Origin of the sequence: Streptomyces botrytidirepellens (assembly GCF_003721215.1) — a bacterium.
Lineage (GTDB): Bacteria > Actinomycetota > Actinomycetes > Streptomycetales > Streptomycetaceae > Streptomyces > Streptomyces himastatinicus.
Map to the genome: position 1 here is coordinate 13,293 of NZ_RIBZ01000191.1, position 19,013 is coordinate 32,305.

Annotated in this window: 13 protein-coding genes; 7 read left to right on the forward strand and 6 right to left on the reverse strand. The window is 71.9% G+C overall.

Annotation, left to right across the window (positions count from 1 at the left end):
• The first annotated feature begins 43 nt into the window (after positions 1-43).
• The 3 genes from EEJ42_RS14970 (at position 44) to EEJ42_RS14980 (ending at position 5,533) form a co-directional block, all read left to right on the forward strand.
• Positions 44-2,089, forward strand: a complete 2,046-nt coding sequence (locus EEJ42_RS14970; RefSeq protein WP_123100442.1) for an RICIN domain-containing protein — start codon at positions 44-46, stop codon at positions 2,087-2,089.
• Positions 2,090-2,221: 132 nt separating this feature from the next.
• Entirely contained in the window at positions 2,222-4,108 is a 1,887-nt protein-coding gene (locus EEJ42_RS14975; RefSeq protein ID WP_123100443.1) for a glycoside hydrolase family 9 protein, read from the forward strand.
• Positions 4,109-4,198: 90 nt separating this feature from the next.
• Positions 4,199-5,533 (forward strand): NAD-binding protein, encoded by a 1,335-nt coding sequence (locus EEJ42_RS14980; RefSeq protein ID WP_246096735.1) that lies wholly within the window; start codon positions 4,199-4,201, stop codon positions 5,531-5,533.
• A gap of 4 nt (positions 5,534-5,537) precedes the next feature.
• Here the strand turns inward: EEJ42_RS14980 and EEJ42_RS14985 are convergent, their stop codons facing one another.
• The 3 genes from EEJ42_RS14985 to EEJ42_RS14995 all read right to left on the reverse strand — a co-directional run bounded on the left by EEJ42_RS14985 (position 5,538) and on the right by EEJ42_RS14995 (position 9,822).
• Positions 5,538-7,550, reverse strand: coding sequence for a phosphatase PAP2 family protein (locus tag EEJ42_RS14985; protein WP_123100445.1), 2,013 nt, complete (start codon positions 7,548-7,550; stop codon positions 5,538-5,540).
• A 123-nt stretch (positions 7,551-7,673) separates the two neighbouring features.
• Positions 7,674-8,315, reverse strand: coding sequence for a YceI family protein (locus EEJ42_RS14990; protein ID WP_123100446.1), 642 nt, complete (start codon positions 8,313-8,315; stop codon positions 7,674-7,676).
• A 340-nt stretch (positions 8,316-8,655) separates the two neighbouring features.
• Entirely contained in the window at positions 8,656-9,822 is a 1,167-nt protein-coding gene (locus tag EEJ42_RS14995) for a PucR family transcriptional regulator (protein ID WP_123100447.1), read from the reverse strand.
• Between the two features lie 214 nt (positions 9,823-10,036).
• On the opposite strand from EEJ42_RS14995, the gene EEJ42_RS15000 reads away from it, so the two are divergent.
• Positions 10,037-11,833, forward strand: coding sequence for an FAD-binding dehydrogenase (locus tag EEJ42_RS15000; protein ID WP_123100448.1), 1,797 nt, complete (start codon positions 10,037-10,039; stop codon positions 11,831-11,833).
• 21 nt (positions 11,834-11,854) lie between these two features.
• Here the strand turns inward: EEJ42_RS15000 and EEJ42_RS15005 are convergent, their stop codons facing one another.
• Together EEJ42_RS15005 and EEJ42_RS15010 are read right to left on the reverse strand one after the other, a co-directional pair.
• Positions 11,855-13,000, reverse strand: a complete 1,146-nt coding sequence (locus EEJ42_RS15005) for a Glu/Leu/Phe/Val family dehydrogenase (protein ID WP_123100449.1) — start codon at positions 12,998-13,000, stop codon at positions 11,855-11,857.
• A gap of 120 nt (positions 13,001-13,120) precedes the next feature.
• Positions 13,121-14,035, reverse strand: coding sequence for a LysR substrate-binding domain-containing protein (locus tag EEJ42_RS15010; protein WP_123100450.1), 915 nt, complete (start codon positions 14,033-14,035; stop codon positions 13,121-13,123).
• 172 nt (positions 14,036-14,207) lie between these two features.
• On the opposite strand from EEJ42_RS15010, the gene EEJ42_RS15015 reads away from it, so the two are divergent.
• Genes EEJ42_RS15015 through amaB form a run of 3 tightly spaced genes read left to right on the forward strand, consistent with a single transcriptional unit; the run spans position 14,208 to position 18,421 of the window.
• Entirely contained in the window at positions 14,208-15,401 is a 1,194-nt protein-coding gene (locus tag EEJ42_RS15015) for an NAD(P)/FAD-dependent oxidoreductase (protein WP_123100451.1), read from the forward strand.
• Positions 15,402-15,443: 42 nt separating this feature from the next.
• Positions 15,444-16,847 carry a 2-oxoadipate dioxygenase/decarboxylase gene (gene hglS / locus EEJ42_RS15020; RefSeq protein ID WP_123100452.1) on the forward strand — a complete coding sequence of 468 codons (1,404 nt, stop codon included), beginning with the start codon at positions 15,444-15,446 and terminating at the stop codon, positions 16,845-16,847.
• Positions 16,848-16,891: 44 nt separating this feature from the next.
• The gene (gene amaB, locus EEJ42_RS15025; RefSeq protein ID WP_123100453.1) at positions 16,892-18,421 is read left to right on the forward strand and encodes an L-piperidine-6-carboxylate dehydrogenase; all 1,530 of its coding nucleotides are present in this window, start codon (positions 16,892-16,894) and stop codon (positions 18,419-18,421) included.
• Positions 18,422-18,424: 3 nt separating this feature from the next.
• Here the strand turns inward: amaB and EEJ42_RS15030 are convergent.
• Positions 18,425-19,013 (reverse strand): fructosamine kinase family protein (locus EEJ42_RS15030; protein ID WP_123100454.1); only part of this gene is annotated, 589 nt, incomplete at its 5' end.

A 19,013-nucleotide genomic window follows, 5' to 3' on the forward strand; every position in this document is an offset into this window, starting at 1 on the left:
GGCCGGTCCACCGAAGCGTCCGCACACGAGTTGGGAGCACACGTTGGCACGCCGTACCCGCACACGACGCCTCCTGGGAACCATCGGAGTCACCGCCCTGGCCACCGGGGCGGCCCTCATCACCGCCCCGCCGGTGACCGCGCAGGCCCCGGCGGCGGCCACGGCCGACGCCGTCACCGTCTCACCCGATCCCTCGTACCAGGCCGACAGATTCGAGGGCTGGGGCACCAGCCTGGTCTGGTTCGCCAACGCCACCGGCGACTATCCCAAGGAGATCCGCGAGAAGCTGGCCGGGCTGCTCTTCGGGGACAGCGGCCTGGCCCTCAACATCGCCCGCTACAACATCGGCGGTGGCAACGCCCCGGACGTCAAGGACTACCTCCGCGCCGGGGGAGCGGTCGAGGGCTGGTGGAAGGCCCCGGAGGGCACCACGCGCGAGGACACCGACTGGTGGAGCGCGGACGACAAGGCCGACTGGAACCCGGACGCCGACGCCACCCAGCGCTGGTGGATCGACCGCATCAGAGGCGACATCGACCACTGGGAGACCTTCAGCAACTCGCCGCCCTGGTTCATGACCGAGAGCGGCTATGTCTCCGGCGGCTTCAACGCCACCGACGAACAGCTCAAGCCGGAATCCGTCGACGACTTCGCCGCCTATATGGCGGGCGCCACCAAGCGGCTGGAGAAGGCACACGGCATCAAGGTCGACACCGTCGACCCGTTCAACGAACCCAACACCAACTACTGGAGCACCCGCCTGGGAGCCGACGGCGAGCCGGTCGGCGGCCGTCAGGAGGGCGCGCACATCGGCCCGGAGGTCCAGCAGAAGGTGATCGGCGCGCTGGCGCCCGCCCTGAAGAAGGCGCGGACCGGCGCGAAGATCTCCGCGATGGACGAGACCAACCCCTCCATCTTCACGCAGAACTGGAACACCTACCCGCAAACGGTGCGCGACCTCGTCGGCCAGATGAACGTCCACACCTATGGCACCGGCGGCCGCACCAGCGCGCGCGACCTCGCCAAGGCGGCGGACAAGCCGCTGTGGATGAGCGAGGTCGAGGGCGACTGGGGCGACGGCCAGAGCTTCACCGATATGCGGCCCGGCCTCGGACTCGCCCGGCAGATGGTGGACGACCTGCGCGAACTGGAGCCCAAGGCCTGGGTGTTCTGGCAGCCGGTCGAGGACTACGACAACATGAAGCCCGGCGGGGAGTCGGCCAAGGGCGGGAACTGGGGCAGCATCCAGATCCCGTTCAGCTGCACCTCCAAGGACACGCTCGAGACCTGCCCCATCCGCACCAACACCAAGTTCGACACGGCCCGCAACTTCACCCACTACATCAAGCCCGGCGACCGGCTCATCAAGACCGATGACACCTCCAGCGCCGCGGCCGTCTCCAAGAAGGGCAACGCGGCCACCGTCGTCCACGTCAACAGCGGCGCCGCCGAGCGTGCCGTCACCCTCGACCTGTCCAAGTTCGGCAAGATCAGCCGCCACGCCACCGTCACCCCCGTGGTGACCAGCGCCAAGGGCAAGCTGGAGCGGCAGGACGCCATCGAGGTGACCGACGAGAAGGCCACCTTCACCGCGCCCGCCCAGTCCGTGACGACTTTCCTCGTCAAGGGCGTGTCCGGGGTGGCCGAGGACGCCGCCGAGCTGCGCAAGGGCCACACGTACGAGCTGACCGGTGTCCAGAGCGGCAAGGCGCTCACCGTCGCCGACGACGGCAGCAAGCTCGTCATCAAGGGCGCGGACACGGCCGCCACCGGCCAGAAGTGGCAGCTGCGCCAGATCAGCGGCGACACCGGCAACCGGCAGCGGTACGTGTTCACCAACCCCGTGGAAGGCAAGCGGCTGGCCGTCCGAAACGGCGCACCGGTGCTGGAGCCGGACCACGGGAAGCGTGACAAGGCCACCCAGTGGATCATGTCGACCACCGGTGACGGCACCTGGACCTTGGTCAACGCGGCCACCGGCCGGCTGCTGGAGGTGGGCGGACAGGCCACGCACGACGGCGCCGCCGTCACCGTCTGGACCCCGACGTCCGGCGCGAACCAGCGCTGGAAGGTCTCCGACGTGAGCTGACGTCCGTGAGCTGACGTCCGCGGAGTCCCGCCTACCTCAATTGAGGTAGGCGGGACTCCGTCGATATGCGTAGCCAGATTTCGACTAAGCGTACGAAGCCGCAGGTCAGGGTGGTTTCCTAGGCTCTGGGACATGGCTCTACACGTCGAACGATGCCCGCGCGTGCTGGGCGCGGCCGTCGCCGCCGGTCTGGCGCTGGGCGCCCTGGCCGCACCCGCCGCCGGGGCCGCGGACGGCCGGACCGCCCAGGGGGCCGAGAAGCCCGGTCCCCAGGGCCACACCGGCTCGCCGGTGCGGGTCAACCAGGTCGGCTATCCGACGCACGGCCCCAAGAAGGGCACCGTCGTGACCGACGCCACCCGGCCCCTGACATGGACGCTCAAGACCGCCGACGGCACCAAGCGGGCCGGTGGCGTCACCACCCCCGCGAGCGTCGACCCCAGCTCCCGGCAGCGCGTCCAGACCTTCGACTTCAGCAAGGTCACCGACGCGGGCGAGGGCTACACCATCACCATCGGCGGGCAGAGGAGCGAGCCGTTCACCATCGGCGACCACCTCTACGGCGTGCTGCGCGACGACTCGCTGGCGTACTTCTACCACAACCGCAGCGGCATCAAGATCGACAAGGATCTCGTCGGGGCCCGGTACGCCCGCCCCGCGGGCCATGACAGGGCCGCCGCGCACCGTGGCGACACCGACGTCCCCTTCCGGTGGCACGGCTCCGACTACCGGCGGAATGTCTCCGGTGGCTGGTACGACGCCGGTGACCAGGGCAAATACGTCGTCAACGGCGGCATCTCCGTCGCCCAGCTGATGTCCGCCTACGAGCGCACCCGTACCACCCGGGGTGCCAACGGCGACGCGCTGAGTGACGGCAAGCTGCGGGTGCCCGAGCGCGGCAACGGCGTCCCGGACATCCTCGACGAGGCGCGCTGGGAGATGGACTTCCTCATGCGCATGCAGGTCCCCCAGGGCAAGCCGTACGCCGGAATGGCGTTCCACAAGATGCACGACAAGAAGTGGACCGGGTTCCCGACGCGCCCTGACCAGGACAAGCAGCCGCGGGTGCTGCGTCCGCCGTCCACCGCGGCCACGCTCAACCTGGCGGCCGCCGCCGCGCAGTGCGCCCGCCTCTTCCAGCCCTACGACCCGGACTACGCCGCCCGGTGCCTGGAGACGGCCCGGACCGCCTGGGCCGCGGCCAAGAAGCATCCGATGATGTTCGCCGGCGACAAGGACTCCATCGGGGGCGGCGCCTACGGCGACCGCCACGTCGGCGACGAGTTCTACTGGGCCGCCGCCGAGCTGTTCCTCACCACCGGTGAGGACACCTACCGCACGGCGTTCCTCCGCTCACCGCTGCACGGCGACGTCGACGCGCTCTTCCCGCGCGGCGGCGCCCTGTCCTGGTCGGCGACGGCGGGCCTCGGCGCCCTCGACCTGGCCACCGCCCCCAGCAAGCTCACCGACAAGCAGCGCGCCGCCGTGCGCGCGACGGTGACGAAGGCCGCCGACCGCTACGCCTCGGACTCCGCGAAGTCGGCCTACGGCGTTCCGTACGCGCCGAAGGGCGGAAAGTACGAGTGGGGCTCCAACAGCCAGGTGCTGAACAACATGGTCGTGCTCGCCACCGCACACGATCTGACCGGCACCACCCGCTACCTCGACGCGGTGCGGCGCGGCATGGACTATCTGCTGGGCGGCAATCCGCTCAACCAGTCCTATGTCACGGGCTACGGCGAACGGGACTCACACCGTCAGCACCACCGCTTCTGGGCGCACCAGATCGACGCCAAGCTGCCGAGCCCGGCCCGCGGTTCGCTGGCCGGTGGCCCGAACTCCGGGCTGGAGGACCCGGTCTCGGCCAAGAAGCTGAAGGGCTGTGCCCCGGCGATGTGCTACGCCGACGACATCATGGCGTTCTCCACCAACGAGATCACCATCAACTGGAACGCGCCCCTGGCCTGGGTGTCCTCCTACCTCGACGACGTTGAGCATATGTCTGATCGGCGGCCCTGACCGTGTGGCATCTGTTCATGGTGGCGCGATGCCCGCACGCCTACCGTGTGCGGGCATACGCCACGGTCGAGCGCGTCGAGGAGGAGCCGGATGCGGGAGGTGCACACCCCCGACACGCTCGGTGAGCGGTACTTCGTCGTGATCGGCGGCGAGGTGGCGCGCAAGGTCTGCGGCTCCCTGCGGGCGGCCGGACACCGGGTGCGCCACTTCGCCCAGCCCACGGACGAGGACCTGCGCCAGGCGCTGGACCGGGAGGTGGCGGGCGTCGCGATCCTGCTCGAGGACGACGCCGAGTCCCTGCGCTACGCGCTCGCGGTGGAACACATCCACCCCAAGGTCACCCTTGTGGTGACGATCTTCGACCGGACCGTGGCCGACCAGCTGGTGCGCGTGGTCCCGAACTGCCAGGTCACCTCCCCGGCCGACGTGGCCGCGCCGGTCCTCCTGGCGGGCTGCCTCCAGCCCGATCTGCTCGCGCTCACCAGGACGGCCTCGGGCCACGCGGGCGCCCGCTGGGACGGGGACACGGTGCGCCTCCAGCCGTACCGGCCGCCGCGCTCCCTGCGGTACCGGGCGTGGCTGGGGAAGTTCCGGGGGCAGCTGCGGCCGCACGACGGCAGTTCGCGGATCATGCTGATGGGCTTCGCCGGGCTGCTCGCCGTGCTGCTGACGGACTGGGTCTGGCTGGTGGCCCTGCACCACCGCACCCCCGTCGAGGCGTTCTTCGAGGCGGCGCGCACCGTATCGGCCGTCGGCCCGGCGCTCGCCCACGGCTCGCACGCGTACCTGATGTTCTCCGGCCTCGCGATGCTCATCACCATCGTCTTCACCGCCGTCTTCACCGCCGGTGTCGTCGACCGGCTGCTCGCCCCGCGGGCGGTCGGCATCGTGGGCCCGCGCGCCCTGCCCCGCGGCGGCCATGTGGTCGTCGTCGGGCTCGGACAGGTGGGGCTGCGGCTGTGCACCCAGCTCCAGGACCTGGGCATCGGTGTGATCGCGGTCGAGCGGAACCCGGCGGCCCCGAACCTCCGGCTGGCCAGGGCGCTCGGGGTGCCCGTCGTCGTCGCCGACGCCACGGACAAGTTCGTGCTGCGCAAGCTCCGCCTCGGGCGGGCGCAGGCGATGGCCGCGGTGGCGTCGGACGACCTGGACAACATCTCCGTGTCGGTGGCGGCGCTGGCCGTCGCGCCCGAGCTGCGCGTGGTGATGCGCGCGGGGGACCACGAGGCCATCGCGGAGACCCGCTCGCTGTTCAAGATCGGTCTGGTGCACGACCTGGGCAGCCTGAGCGCCGCGTACACCACCGCGAGCCTGACCGGGCTCCAGCCGCGCGGGGTGCTGGCCCACGGCAAGCGGCTCCTGGTGGAGGGCGAGGACGGGGCGTTCGTGCCGTGGCCGCAGCCGGAGCGCTGCGGCCACCCCTGACGGTTCACACCAGCCGTACGGTGAGCGTGTCCCGGGAGTACGACGGCACGGCGGTGTACGTGTGCCCCTCCGCGCGGACCCTGATGGCGGCGAACCGGCCGTGCAGCCCGCCACGGGCGTGCAGCACCCTGATGCGGGTGTGCCGGACGGGGGAGTGGCGGCTGCCCAGCCGGATGTCGAGGACAGCGCCGTCGCCGAGCACGGCGGACCGGGCGACCGTGAGCGCGGGCGTACCGCCGTCGCCGGTGGCTGCGACCACCTCCCGTTCGCCGGGGGCCCCAACTACCTCCCGTGCGCCGGGGTTTGGCACCACCTCCAGCGTGGCGCCGGAGGCCACGACGAGGCCCCGCCGCGCCCGTACTCCGCCGGGCGACGCGAGCCGCAGGGCGCCGCCGTGGACCCGGACGTCTCCGGTGCCCAGGGCTTCCGGCGACCCCGCGACCAGGGTTCCCGCCTCGACGCGGGTGCCGCCGCCGTAGCGGTTGCGGCCGGTGAGGGTCAGGGTGCCGGTGCCCCGCTTGACGAGGCCGCCGTCGCCGGTGATGTCGTTGCGCCAGGTGTCGGCCGCGCCGAACCCGCCATGCCTCGCGTCCATCTCCACGCGCACGTCGCGGTCGAACGCCCCGTAACCGTCCGCCGCCGCGAAGAGGTTGAGCCGTCCCCACTGCTCGGGCCCCTCCAGCAGGGCGTATCCGTAAGGGACGGCGGTGGTGCGCAGCACCTCCCGGCGCTGGTGCGCGGTGAGATAGGGCAGCCGGGTCTCGATGAGCACCTCGGCGCCCTTGGGCACGGTCATCTCGCGGTGTCCGCCGCCCCTGGGCAGGACGTAGGTCAGACGTGAGGTGAACGCGCGGGCGTTGGCGGCGCGATCGGCGTACGGGTCGGTGTCCGTGCCCGCGGCGTGCGCATGGTCCCACAGCGTGTCGGCCGTGGTGCCGGTCCGGGATCGGAGGTAGTCGGCGGCCTGCCGGCGCGCGGCGGCCTTGAGTCCGGCGTTGGCCGGGTCGTACAGCGCCGCGGCCGCCAGCGCGGTGGCCAGGATGCGGCCGCCGATGACATCGAGGGCGGAGTGCATGCCGGACACGATCCGGGTGTGGGAGGCCGCGGAGGCATGGGTCAGCAGTTCCTGGAACCGCTCGGGTATGGCGTACGCCAGCGCGAGACCGGCCAGGTACAGCGCGTTGGTGTGACCGCTCGGGAAGCCCCCGTCCTCGGCCGGTGTGGTGCCGCGCTGACGCAGCAACTGGGGGGTGACGGCCACTTCGGAGGCGTAGACGGGGAAGCCGAACGCGTCCGTGGCGCCGGTGGCGACGACCTCGCTGTGCTCCGTCATCCGCCAGGGACGCGGGTACTGGTAGCCGTACTTGGCGGGGTTGCCCGACGCGTACGGGCCGCGCAGCGTCCGCACGAGCCGGACGACGTCGCCCAGGTCCGAGTCGGTGGCCCCGGCCCCGATGGCGGAACCGGCGGGTGCGCCGGGCGGCACGGCGTCACTGACCGTGGTGTCCGGGGTGGTGTCCGGGGCGCTGGTGATGCTGGTGACGGCCTTGGCGCCGGTGCGGTAGACCTCGGTGAGCGGGCCGAGGCCGCCGGTGGCCGCGTAACTCTGGTCCTGGCGGTCGTAGATGAAGGATTGCCGCGCCTGGGCGTCGGTGCGCCGCGTGGTGAGGGCGATCGAGTAGCGCATGTTGGCGCGCAGCACACCGGCCGCGAGCGGGGTGCCGTTGTTCCAGGCCGTGCCGGTGTGCCAGAGCCGCTGCACACCGCTGAGGATGCGGAGGGCCGCGTTGGTCTCGGGGGTGAGGTTGGCCGTGGTGTTGGTCTCGTAGTCGTCGACGAAGGCCGTGAGGGTCCGCTCGGCCGTCCTCTCCGCCGCCCGGGCCAGGGGGCCGGGCAGGAGGGCTAACGCCGTCGGGAGGGTGATCAGCCCCGCCGGGACCGAGGCGGAACGCCGGAGGAAACCCCTGCGGTCCAGGGTGGGTTCCGCGGACCGGCCGGGGGAGGTACGCGCCGTCATGCTGCCCTCGCGATTCTCGTCGTAAGCGCTTGCTGAAGACTTGACGCGACGGAAGTGTAGAGGGCCTCCGCGGCAAGGAGCGCCGGGAGGCGGCGGTTGTCATGGGGGGCGTACGGCGCGGGGTCAGCCCGCGGAGGGGTTGCGGATGGCCGCGATGTCGAACTGGAGGCGGACCTTCTCGCTCACCATGGCCCCGCCCTGGGCCAGTTTGGCGCTGTAGGTCAGGCCCCAGTCGGAGCGGTTGATGGTGGTGGTGCCGTCGAAGCCGACGCGCTCGTCGCCGAAGGGGTCGGTGACGTGGCCGATGTAGGTCAGCTCCAGGACCACCGGGCGGGTGGCGTCTCTCATGGTGAGGTCGCCGGTCATGCGGTAGACGTCCTGGCCCGCGAGCTCCACCTCGCGGCTGCGGAAGCTGATGCGCGGGTAGGCCCGGGCGTCCAGGAAGTCGCGGCTCATCAGGTGGGCGTCCCGCTGCTCGACACCGGTGTCGACGCTGGCGCTGGACAGCACGATCTCGGCCCGGGAGCGGGCCGGGTTCCGGCCGTCGAAGTAGAGGAGGCTCTCATATTCGGTGAACGCGCCGCGCACCGTGGTCACCATGGCGTGCCGGACGGAGAAACCGATCCTGCTGTGCGCCGCGTCGATGATCCATTCCCCGGTGAGGGCCGACAGCCCGGGAGCCGCCTCGGCGGCGCGATCGGGGGCGGCCGGGGCGTCCTGGGTCGCCGTGGAGCGGGGCGAAAAGTTGCGAGTAAAAAGTTTCATGGGGCATCTAGTTACTGCAAGGGTGAGTTTCGCTGCAAGTCCTGTTCTGGAACCGACCCGGGACTGCGCACGTCACCCTACCGTCCGGTCCGTAATTCCCCTCGCGAAGAACGGTCCTGTGGTCGCGGTTCGGGCACCGGGTCTTCACATGTCAACGGCGTGCCTCAGGGGGGCGGATGACGGTTGATCAGTGGACGAAACGCTCTTTGCGTACCGGGCTTCGCGCCGAATTCCGGTACCAATGCTTTAACTTTGCGATACCTGTCGTCACCCTTCATTTCACTTCTTCAAAACATCTCCACGAACTCGTCCGGCTGTGGTGGATCGTGTGGGGGTGCCGTCATTCCCGGCTCAGCCAGGTGGTCAGGGCCCACCACCAGTGCAGGGTGTCCAGCGGTCCGCCGCGGCTGTCGGGGCGGGTGTCGGTCAGCGAGGTGCCGGTGATCTGCTGGAACCGGCCGAGCCGGTAGCGGATGGTGTTGGGGTGGGTGAACAGGGTCGCCGCGGTCTGGTCCAGGCGGCGGCCGGTGTCGAGGAACGTCAGCGCGGTGAGCGCGAGTTGCCGGTGAAACGCGTCCGAGGTGTCGAGGCCGCCCAGGAGCCGACCGCTCAGGTACGAGCCCAGCAGCGGCTGGTCCGCCACCGCGATCTCCGCGGCGAAGTCGGTGAGTTCGTACCATCCGTGCCGCCCCGCCGCCGCGCCGAGGTCCACGGCGCGGACGCACAGCCGGTACAGCGGGCGCAACTGGTCCAGCGGAGCCGCCGGAGAGGCCACGACCAGGTCGGGGATCCCCAGGTCACCGCCCTGCGGCAGCCGGGGGCACAGGCCCACCACGCGCCCCTCGACCAGCCCGGACACCCCGTGCAGCGCGGAGAGGCGGCGCATCAGGCGCTGGGCGTGCCCGGGCCCGGTGGCCTCCGCGACGAGGCAGTGGTGCGGGCCGTGGCCGTCCTCGGCCCGGACTCCGGCCCCGGCCAACTCCTCGGCGCGGGGGATGACTCCGTCGATCAGCACCTGCCGCAGCAGCCTGCCGCGCAGCCCGTCCGTCTCGTGCGCCGGTCCCCGCTCCGCCGCGTGGTACCCGTTGATGACATGGCGCTCGATGGCGTCGCCGTACTCCTTCAGCCGCAGGATCACGGGGAGCAGCGCGCCGTCGGGCACCCCGGACGTCCGGCAGCGGTCGACGCTGATCTCCACCGCCCGGGTGAGCGCGGCCTGCACACCGCGCAGCACGGCGGTCACCGGCACGCCCTGACCGGCCCGGTCGGCGCCCAGTAACAGGGCGGTGGTGAAGTCCTGTTCCTCGACCCGGTCGAAGGTGCTGAACCACGCCCCGGCCGCGCGGATCATCGCGAGGACGTGGGAGCGGGTCTCCGCTTCGGTCAGCCGGGCCACCTCGGGGGAGTGGGCGCGCGCCGCGCGCACGAGTTCGCCGCACACGTCCGCGTCGACGGCCATGGCCCGCAGGATCTCGGTGACCGGCTCGCGCTCGTGGACGACGGCCATGAGCCCCTTTTCCGTTCCGGCGGCGCCGCTGTCGCCGGGCCACAACGAAGCGGTGACCGCGTTGACGCCCAGCTACTACCGCGCCGCTGTGCCGACCTGATTTCCTGTGCGCTACCGACGGTAACAGCGCGGCCGTCGCGGTGACAGCCTCCGCGTCCGTCCGCGCTGCCCCCACGCACCGCGCACCGTCCGCACCTCACCGGGAGGGCCGCCCATGGAGAACCCCGCATCCCCGACGTCGATCACCCGACGCCGCGCCCTGACGGTGGCCGGAGGCGTGCTCGCGGCAGCGGCCGTCGACCAGACGGTCCCCGCCTTCGCCGCCGGAGCCTCGTCCTCGTCCGCGGAGGCGGACGCGATCGTGGTCGGCCACGGGCTCGCCGGACTGGTCGCGACGGCGGAACTGGCGGCGGCGGGGCGCACGGTGCTGCTCCTGGACCAGGAGCCGGAGAGCAATGTCGGCGGGCAGGCGTTCTGGTCCTTCGGCGGGCTGTTCTTCGTCGACTCCGAAGAGCAGCGCCTGATGGGCATCAAGGACTCCCACGAACTGGCCTGGCAGGACTGGCTGGGCACGGCCGGATTCGACCGCGGCGTGGGCGATCCGCGCGGCCAGGACTACTGGGCCCACCAGTGGGCCGAGGCGTACGTCGACTTCGCGGGCGGGGAGAAGCGGTCCTGGCTCCACGGGCTCGGCGTGCGCTGGTTCCCGATCGTCGGCTGGGCCGAGCGCGGCGGCGGTCTCGCGGACGGGCACGGCAACTCGGTCCCCCGCTTCCACGTCACCTGGGGCACCGGACCGGCCGTGGTCGAGCCGTTCGAGAAGAAGGTACGGGCCGCGGTGGCGGACGGCCGGGTGGCGTTCAAGCACCGGCACCGGGTCGACGAGATCGTCACGACCGGCGGCACCGTGACCGGTGTCCGCGGCGCGGTCCTGGAACCGAGCAACGCCCAGCGCGGCAAGGCCAGCTCCCGCACCGTGGTCGGCGACTTCGAGCTGCGCGCCCCGGTGGTGATCGTCACCTCCGGTGGCATCGGCGCCAACCACGATCTCGTACGGCAGAACTGGCCGGACCGGCTGGGCACTCCGCCCAAGCGCATGATCACCGGCGTCCCGGCGTACGTGGACGGCCGCATGCTCGCCATCACCGAGAAGGCGGGCGGACGCATCGTCAACCCCGACCGGATGTGGCACTACACCGAGGGGCTGAAGAACTACGACCCGATCTGGGCCGACCACGGCATCCGGATCCTGCCGGGGCCGTCCTCGATGTGGTTCGACGCCCAGGGCAAGCGCTTCTCCGCCCCCGACCTCCCCGGCTACGACACCCTCAGCACCCTGAAGTCGATCACCGGATCCGGCTACGACTACTCCTGGTTCGTCACCACACAGAAGATCATCGCGAAGGAGTTCGCGCTCTCCGGCTCCGAGCAGAACCCGGACCTCACCAACAAGGACATCCTCCAGCTCCTCTCGCGCATCTGGCAGACCCCCGAGCCGATCGAGAAGTTCAAGAAGAACGGCGTCGACTTCGTCGTCGCGACGACGCTGCCCGAACTCGTCCGCGGGATGAACAAGCTGACCGGGGACAACCTCATCGACCTGGCCGACCTCAAGCGCCAGATCGACGCGCGGGACCGGGAGATCGACAACCCGTACACCAAGGACGTCCAGGTCATGGGCATCCGCAACGCGCTCGCCTACCCCGGGGACACCCTGAGCCGCACCGCCTCGGCGCACAAGATCATGGACTCCGGCGCCGGACCGCTGATCGCCGTACGCCTCAACATCCTCACCCGCAAGACCCTCGGCGGGCTTCAGACCGACCTGTCAGGGCGTGTCCTGGACGCCACCGGCGAGCCGGTCCCCGGGCTGTACGCGGCGGGGGAGGCCGCGGGATTCGGCGGCGGTGGCGTCCATGGATACCGCTCCCTGGAAGGCACGTTCCTGGGCGGCTGCCTGTTCTCGGGGCGTCGGACGGGGCGGGCCGCGGCGGAGGCCACCGCGACCTGACCACCGCGACCCCTTGATCCCTCAGACGGGCAGGCGTCCCTTGCTGCGCATGGCGGCGCGGACGCGCTCCTCGGCCAGCCCGCGCCCGGCCGCGTGCGGAGTCGTGCCACGGCGCTCGGCCTCGTCCAGGACGGTGACCGCGTTCGCGCGCAGCCGACCGGAGATCGTCTCGAAGATGGTGCGGGTCTCGGGCCGGAAACCGGAGTAGCGGGCGTCCATGGCGAACGCGGCGGCGACGACACCGCCGGCGTTGGCCACGAAGTCGGGCAGCACGGTGATGCCGCGCCCGGCGAGGATCTCCTGGGCCGCCGGGGAGGTGGGCAGATTGGCGCCCTCGACGACCAGTCCGGCCTTGATCAGGTGGGCCGTACGGTCGTCGATGACGTCCTGGAGGGCGGCGGGCACCAGGATGTCGCAGTCGACGGTGAGTTCCTGGCCGGAGGCGAGCACCTCGCCCTCGGCGTGCCGGACGACGAAGTCGTCGCCGTGCTCCTCGCGGGCGGCCAGCAGGGAGCGCACGTCCAGCCCGCTGGGGTCGTGCAGCGCACCGCGGGCCGTGGACACGGCCACCACGGTGGCGCCCAGTTCGGCGAACCGTGCCGCCGCGGCGGCGCCCACCGCGCCGAACCCCTGGATGGCCACCCGGCAGCCGGACAGGGACAGCCCGCGGCGCTGCGCGGCGGCTTCGGCGGCCTCGGCGATGCCGTAGCCGGTGACCCCGAGCTTGTCGTAGGCGACGCCGCCCAGGTGTTCCGGGGTGCCGACGGCCGCGCCGCGGTCCCCCAGTTCGTCCTGGATGATGGCGGCGTCGCTCTCGGTCAGCCCCATGTCCAGCCCCATGACGTACTCGCGGGGCACCTCGTTGGACAGCGCGCGGGCGAACGCGCGCAGGATCGCCTCCTTGTCGCGCGACGCGGGATCGGCGGCGATGCCCGCCTTGGCGCCCCCGTAGAAGAGGTCGACCCCGGCCCACTTCCACGTCATGACGCGGGCCAGACGGGCGACTTCCCCGACCGTCACCGTGGGGCTCATCCGGGTTCCGCCCTTGGCCGTGCCCCGGGCCGTGTTGTCGATGACCAGCACGCCCTTCATGCCGGTGCGCCGGTGGGAGACGACGACGATCTTCTCGGGCCCCCAGTCGTCGACGAGGGAGAGTGCGTCAGCCACGTCGGTCCGTCCTTCTCCGTAGATCGATGGATCCGTGGTCCACCTCACGATGTGGCCGGTGGCCCCGCCCCAACAAGGGTCGGCAGGGCGACAGAATTGATACCGGGGAACAAGGAACGCTTATGCTCGCCCGCCCAGCCCCGTCTGCGCCACGGCGCGCAGGACGTCGACGAGCGCCACCACGGTGGGCCGCCGCTCGGCGGCACAGCGGAACACCACGACGATGTGCCGCTCGACCGTCTCGCGCAGCCGCACCACATCGAATCGGGAGGGCCGCAGCCTGAGCATCAGATCCGTCACCGTGCTCACCCCCACCCCCGCCTCCACCAGCGCCAGGGTCGCCGCGGTGTCCGTCACCTCGTGCAGCACCTCGGGCTCGACGCCCGCCCGGCGGAACGCGGTGCGCACGGCCCGCCCGTAGTAGCTCTCGGCGGACGGCAGGATCCACCCCAGACCGCGGGTCTGCGCCATGGTGACGCTCTCCCGGCGGCCCATCGAACCCGTCGGCACCGCGAGCGAGAAGCGCTCCCGGTGCAGCCGCATCACCCGCAGGGCCGGATCGCGCGGGATCGGTACGTCCGGATAGTCGAGGCCGAGCGCCAGATCCACGGCCCCGGAGGCCACCGCGTCGTACACCTCGTCCACGTCCATGTCACGGCTGTGGACCGTCAGCCCCGGATGCTCCTCGCGCGCCGTGCGCAGCGCCGGGGGCAGGATCTCGGCGGCGGCCGTGGCGAACAGGCCGACCAGCAGCGTGCCCGAGGCGTCGTTGCGGGTGCGCTCCAGCGCCTCGACGGCCTCGGCCTCCGTGGACAGGATCCGCTCGGCGTGCCGGGCCAGCGTCATCCCCGCGTCGGTCAGCTCCACCCTGCGCCCGGTCCGCCGCAGCAGCTCCATGCCGGTGGCCTTCTCCAGCGCCGCGATCTGCTGCGAGACCCCGCCGGGGGTGTATCCCAGGGACTCCGCCACCGCGGTGATGGTGCCGCGCCGGGTCAGTTCGACGAGGGAACGCAGCTGGGCACTCGTCCAGTCCATATAGGAACCCTAATAGATCACGAGCAATAACTGTTCATAGACGTCAACGGTCGGGGTGCTGCACGATGACCGGCAGATAGCTGATCGGCATCGTCCTGCACTGCGACAGCCGCGGCGCGCCGGACCGGAGGTCCCTCCGGCCCGGTGCCCGCCTCGGGAAGGGACCGGCCACTTGTCCTCCTCGCTCTCTTCGCCCTCCTCGTCCTCCTTCCGCACCGTTCCGCCCGCCGCCGACGTCGTGATCATCGGCGGCGGGGTCATGGGTACCAGCGCCGCGTTCCACCTGGCCGAGGCCGGAGTGACGAACATCGTCGTCGTCGAACGCGGCGAGCTGGGCTGCGGCAGCTCCGGCAAGCCCATCGGCGGCGTCCGCGCCCAGTTCTCCGATCCGCTCAACATCCAGCTGGGCAGCCGGAGCCTGCGCGCCTACCAGGACTTCCCGCACCGCCCCGGCGCCGACATCCGGCTCGACAGCGTCGGCTACCTCTTCCTGCTCACCAGCGAGCAGCAGGCCACGGACTTCGAGGCCTGCGTCAGGACCCAGAACGCCCTCGACGTGCCCAGCCGCATGATCGGCCCGCAGGAGGCCCGACGGCTGTGCCCCTACGTCAGCACCGACGGGCTCGTGGCCGCCGTCCACTCGCCCACCGACGGCCACGCCCGCCCCGGGCTGGTCATCGAGGGCTACGCGCGCGCCGCGTCCCGGGCGGGCGTGCGCGTAGCCACGCACACCGCCGTCACCGCCCTCGACACCGCGGGCGACCGGATCACCACCGTGCACACCGACCACGGGCCGATCTCCTGCGCCACCGTCATCTGTACCGCGGGCGCCTGGTCGGCGCAGATCGGGAACATGCTGGGCGTTCACCTCCCGGTGCGTCCGGTGCGCCGTCAGGTGGCCTTCACCGCCCCGCTCACCCCGCCCGCCCCGCGCATCCCCTTCACCATCGACTTCGCGTCCACGGCCTACTTCCACAACAGCGACGACGGGCTGCTGTTCGGCCTCGCCGACCCCGGCCAGGCAGACGGCTACGACACCACCTGGACGCCGGAGTGGCTGGAGCTGTTCCGCGCCGCCGCACGGCGTCAGGCCCCGGCCCTGGCCGACATGGAGACGGTCGACGGCTGGGCCGGGCTCTACGAGATCACTCCGGACCACAACGCCCTGATCGGCCGTTCCGGCGAACTCCAGAACTTCCTTTACGCGACCGGGTTTTCCGGGCATGGCTTCCTCCAGGCCCCGGCGGTCGGCGAGATCGTCCGTGACCTGTACCTGGACCGCACACCGTTCGTCGACATCACACCGTTCAGCGCCGACCGCTTCACGACCGGAGCGGAAACGCGTCCCGAAGCCCATGTGGTGTAACGCCAACTGGTGTGAACCGCCAACCGAAAGGCAGCACTCCCGATGACCAGCCGGACACTCAGTCAGTGGCAGCTGCGCGCCGCGTTCGCCGCCCGGCTCTCGGACATGTACGGGCGGGAGGTCCCCGCCTACACCACCCTCGTGGACGTCTCCCGCGAGGTCAACGACGACGTGCTGCGCGCCCGGGGCGCCGACGCCGAGCGCCTGGGCTCCATCAGCCGGGTCACCGCCGAGCGCCACGGCGCGATCCGGGTCGGCACCCCCCAGGAGATGAACCAGGTCGCGCGCGTCTTCGGCGCCCTCGGCATGCGCCCGACCGGCTTCTACGACCTGCGCGAGGCCGCCGCCAGCGCGGTGCCCGTCATCTCCACCGCCTTCCGCCCCACCGACGGCGAGGAGCTGGCGCGCAACCCGTTCCGCGTCTTCACCTCCATGCTCACCCCCGCCGACCCGCGGTTCTTCGACGACGACCTGCGCGCCCGGCTGGAGACCTTCCTCGCCGGGCGCGAGCTGTTCCCCCCGGAGCTGCTCGCCCTCGCCGACCGGGCCGAGGCCGAGGGCGAACTGCCCGAAGCGGAGGCCGAACACTTCCTCCGGCTGGCCGTGCGCGCCTTCGAGCTGTCCACCGAGCCGATCGACCAGGGCTGGTACGCGACGCTGGAGCGGGTCTCCGCCGTCGCCGCCGACATCGGCGGCGTCCGCAGCACCCACATCAACCACCTCACCCCCCGCGTCCTGGACATCGACGAGCTGTACCGGCGCATGACCGACCGCGGCATCGAAATGATCGACACCATCCAGGGCCCTCCGCACTGGGACGGCCCCGATGTGCTGCTGCGCCAGACGTCCTTCCGCGCCCTCGCCGAACCCCGGGCCATGCGCACCGCCGACGGCGACGTGACCAGCGGATCCCTGCGGGTGCGGTTCGGCGAGGTCGAGGCGCGCGGCATCGCCCTCACCCGCGAGGGCCGGGCCCTCTACGACCGGCTGCTGACGCAGGTCGACCAGGAGGCCGCCGCCCGCCCCGACGCGGACCGCGGTGACATCGCCCGCGCGCTGTGGGCGGAACACCTCCCCGCCACCGAACGGCAGCTCGCCGAGCGGAAGCTGGGCTACTTCACCTACCACGTGGTGCCCGACCGGCCACGGGACGGCAGCCGTCCGCCCGCCGACGTCGGCGGGCTGGTGGCCCAGGGCTGGCTGCGCGCCGAACCCATCGTCTACGAGGACTTCCTGCCCCGCTCCGCGGCCGGCATCTTCCAGTCCAACCTCACCGGCGAAGGCGCACGCAACAACGACCACGCGGGCACCGCCTACGACAGCGCCTGGCTGTCCGGCGCCATCGGCCGCGACGTCCTCGACCCCTTCGCCCTCTACGAGCGGCAGCAGAACGACTCCATCGCCCGGGCCGCCCGAGCGCTGGAGCTCGACGGCGCGCTCGGCTGAAACCTCAGAGGCATCCCACCCCCCAGACCCCCGAGGGAGCACCCATGACCAGCACCGCCCTTCCCACCACCGAGGACCTGCGCGGCCGGGCCCGTACCGCCCTGGAGCGCGTCGGCGTGAGCGTCCCCGACGGCAGCGGCCTCATCGCGCGCACCCCGATCACCGGCGACCACCTCTTCGAGCTGGCCGCCGCCACCCCGGCCGACGCCGAGGACGCCATCGCCGCCTCCCGCGCGGCCTTCCTCACCTGGCGCACCACCCCCGCCCCCCGGCGCGGTGAACTCGTGCGCCGTCTGGGCGAGTTGCTGCGCGACCACAAGAGCGACCTGGCCGACCTCATCACCATCGAGGCGGGCAAGATCCGCTCCGAGGCGCTGGGCGAGGTCCAGGAAATGATCGACATCTGTGACTTCGCCGTCGGCCTCTCCCGCCAGCTCTACGGACGCACCATCGCCTCCGAACGCCCCGGCCACCGGCTCGCCGAAACCTGGCACCCGCTCGGCGTGGTCGGCGTCATCTCCGCGTTCAACTTCCCCGCCGCCGTCTGGTCCTGGAACACCGCCGTCGCCCTGGCCTGCGGCGACACCGTGATCTGGAAGCCCTCCGACCTCACCCCGCTGATCTCCCTGGCCTGCGACCGGCTCCTCGCCCGGGCCGCCGAGGACGTCGGCGCGCCCCGCGACGTCCACCGGCTGCTGCTCGGCGACCGTGCCGTCGGCGAGAAGCTCGTGGACGACCCCCGCGTCGCCCTCGTCAGCGCCACCGGCTCCACCCGCATGGGCCGCGAGGTCGGCCCCCGCGTCGCCGCCCGCTTCGGCCGCAGCCTGCTCGAACTCGGCGGCAACAACGCCGCGATCGTCGCGCCCTCCGCCGACCTCGACCTCGCCGTCCAGGGCATCGTGTTCGCCGCGGCCGGCACCGCCGGGCAGCGCTGTACGACGCTGCGCCGCCTCATCGTCCACCGCGACATCGCCGACACCCTCATCGCCCGCCTCACCGCCGCCTACAACAAGCTCCCCATCGGCAACCCCTTCGACGAGGACACCCTCGTCGGCCCGCTCATCTCCCCCGCGGCCCTCGACACCATGCAGAGCGCCCTCGCCCGCGTCCAGGCCGAGGGCGGCAAGGTCCTGGCGGGCGGCAACCGCCGCCTGGCCGAAGCGCTCCCGCGGGCCGCCTACGCCGAACCCGTCATCGTCCGCGTGGACGAACAGAGCGAGGTCGTACGGGAGGAGACCTTCGCCCCGATCCTGTACGTGCTGACGTACGACACCCTCGAGGAGGCCATCGCCCTGCACAACGACGTCCCCCAGGGCCTGTCGTCCAGCATCTTCACCCGCGACCAGCAGGAAGCCGAACTCTTCCTCTCCGCCGAGGGCTCCGACTGCGGCATCGCCAACGTCAACATCGGCACCTCCGGCGCCGAGATCGGCGGCGCCTTCGGCGGCGAGAAGGAAACCGGCGGCGGCCGCGAGTCCGGCTCCGACTCCTGGCGCGCCTACATGCGCCCGGCCACCAACACCATCAACTACTCCAGCCGGCTGGCCCTCGCCCAGAACGTCAGCTTCCTCTGACGGTCAGCCCGCCAGGGCGGTGCGGGCCGCCGCGAGGGCCTGTTCGGCGTAGCCGCGTCCGAACAGCACCGCGTGCACCAGCAGCGGGAAGAGCTGGTGCAGCCCGATGCGGTCCGCCCAGCCGTCGGCGAGCGGCGACGCCTCCTGGTAGCCCTCCAGCACCCGGTCCAGATGCGGACAGCCGAACAGGTGCAGCATCGCCAGATCGGTTTCCCGGTGTCCGCCGTGCGCGGCCGGGTCGATCAGCCACGCCTGCCCGTCGGCGCCCCACAGCACGTTGCCGTTCCACAGGTCGCCGTGCAGCCGGGCGGGCGGCTCGGCGGGGCCAGCCAGGGCGGGCAGCCGCTCGCAGACGCGCTCGATCGTGGCCGCCTCGGCGGCGCGCACCGTGCCGTCGTCCACGGCGCGGCGCAGATAGGGGAGCACCCGGTGCTCGGCGTACCAGCCCGGCCAGTCGTCGCCGGTGGCGTTGCGCATCGGGGCGAGCCCGATGTACGCGTCCTTCGGACCGCCCGGCGGCGGGGCGCCGAACGCGGGCGCGCCGGACGCGTGCAGGGCCGCCAGGTCGCGGCCGAACCGCGCCGCCGCGGGG

Coding starts and splice junctions, on each gene's coding strand:
- EEJ42_RS15010 (WP_123100450.1), bottom strand. CDS start 14,035: ATGGACTGGACGAGTGCCCAGCTGCGTTCCCTCGTCGAACTGACCCGG.
- EEJ42_RS15000 (WP_123100448.1), top strand. CDS start 10,037: ATGGAGAACCCCGCATCCCCGACGTCGATCACCCGACGCCGCGCCCTG.
- hglS (WP_123100452.1), top strand. CDS start 15,444: ATGACCAGCCGGACACTCAGTCAGTGGCAGCTGCGCGCCGCGTTCGCC.
- EEJ42_RS14990 (WP_123100446.1), bottom strand. CDS start 8,315: ATGAAACTTTTTACTCGCAACTTTTCGCCCCGCTCCACGGCGACCCAG.
- EEJ42_RS14975 (WP_123100443.1), top strand. CDS start 2,222: ATGGCTCTACACGTCGAACGATGCCCGCGCGTGCTGGGCGCGGCCGTC.
- EEJ42_RS14980 (WP_246096735.1), top strand. CDS start 4,199: ATGCGGGAGGTGCACACCCCCGACACGCTCGGTGAGCGGTACTTCGTC.
- EEJ42_RS14995 (WP_123100447.1), bottom strand. CDS start 9,822: ATGGCCGTCGTCCACGAGCGCGAGCCGGTCACCGAGATCCTGCGGGCC.
- amaB (WP_123100453.1), top strand. CDS start 16,892: ATGACCAGCACCGCCCTTCCCACCACCGAGGACCTGCGCGGCCGGGCC.
- EEJ42_RS14985 (WP_123100445.1), bottom strand. CDS start 7,550: ATGACGGCGCGTACCTCCCCCGGCCGGTCCGCGGAACCCACCCTGGAC.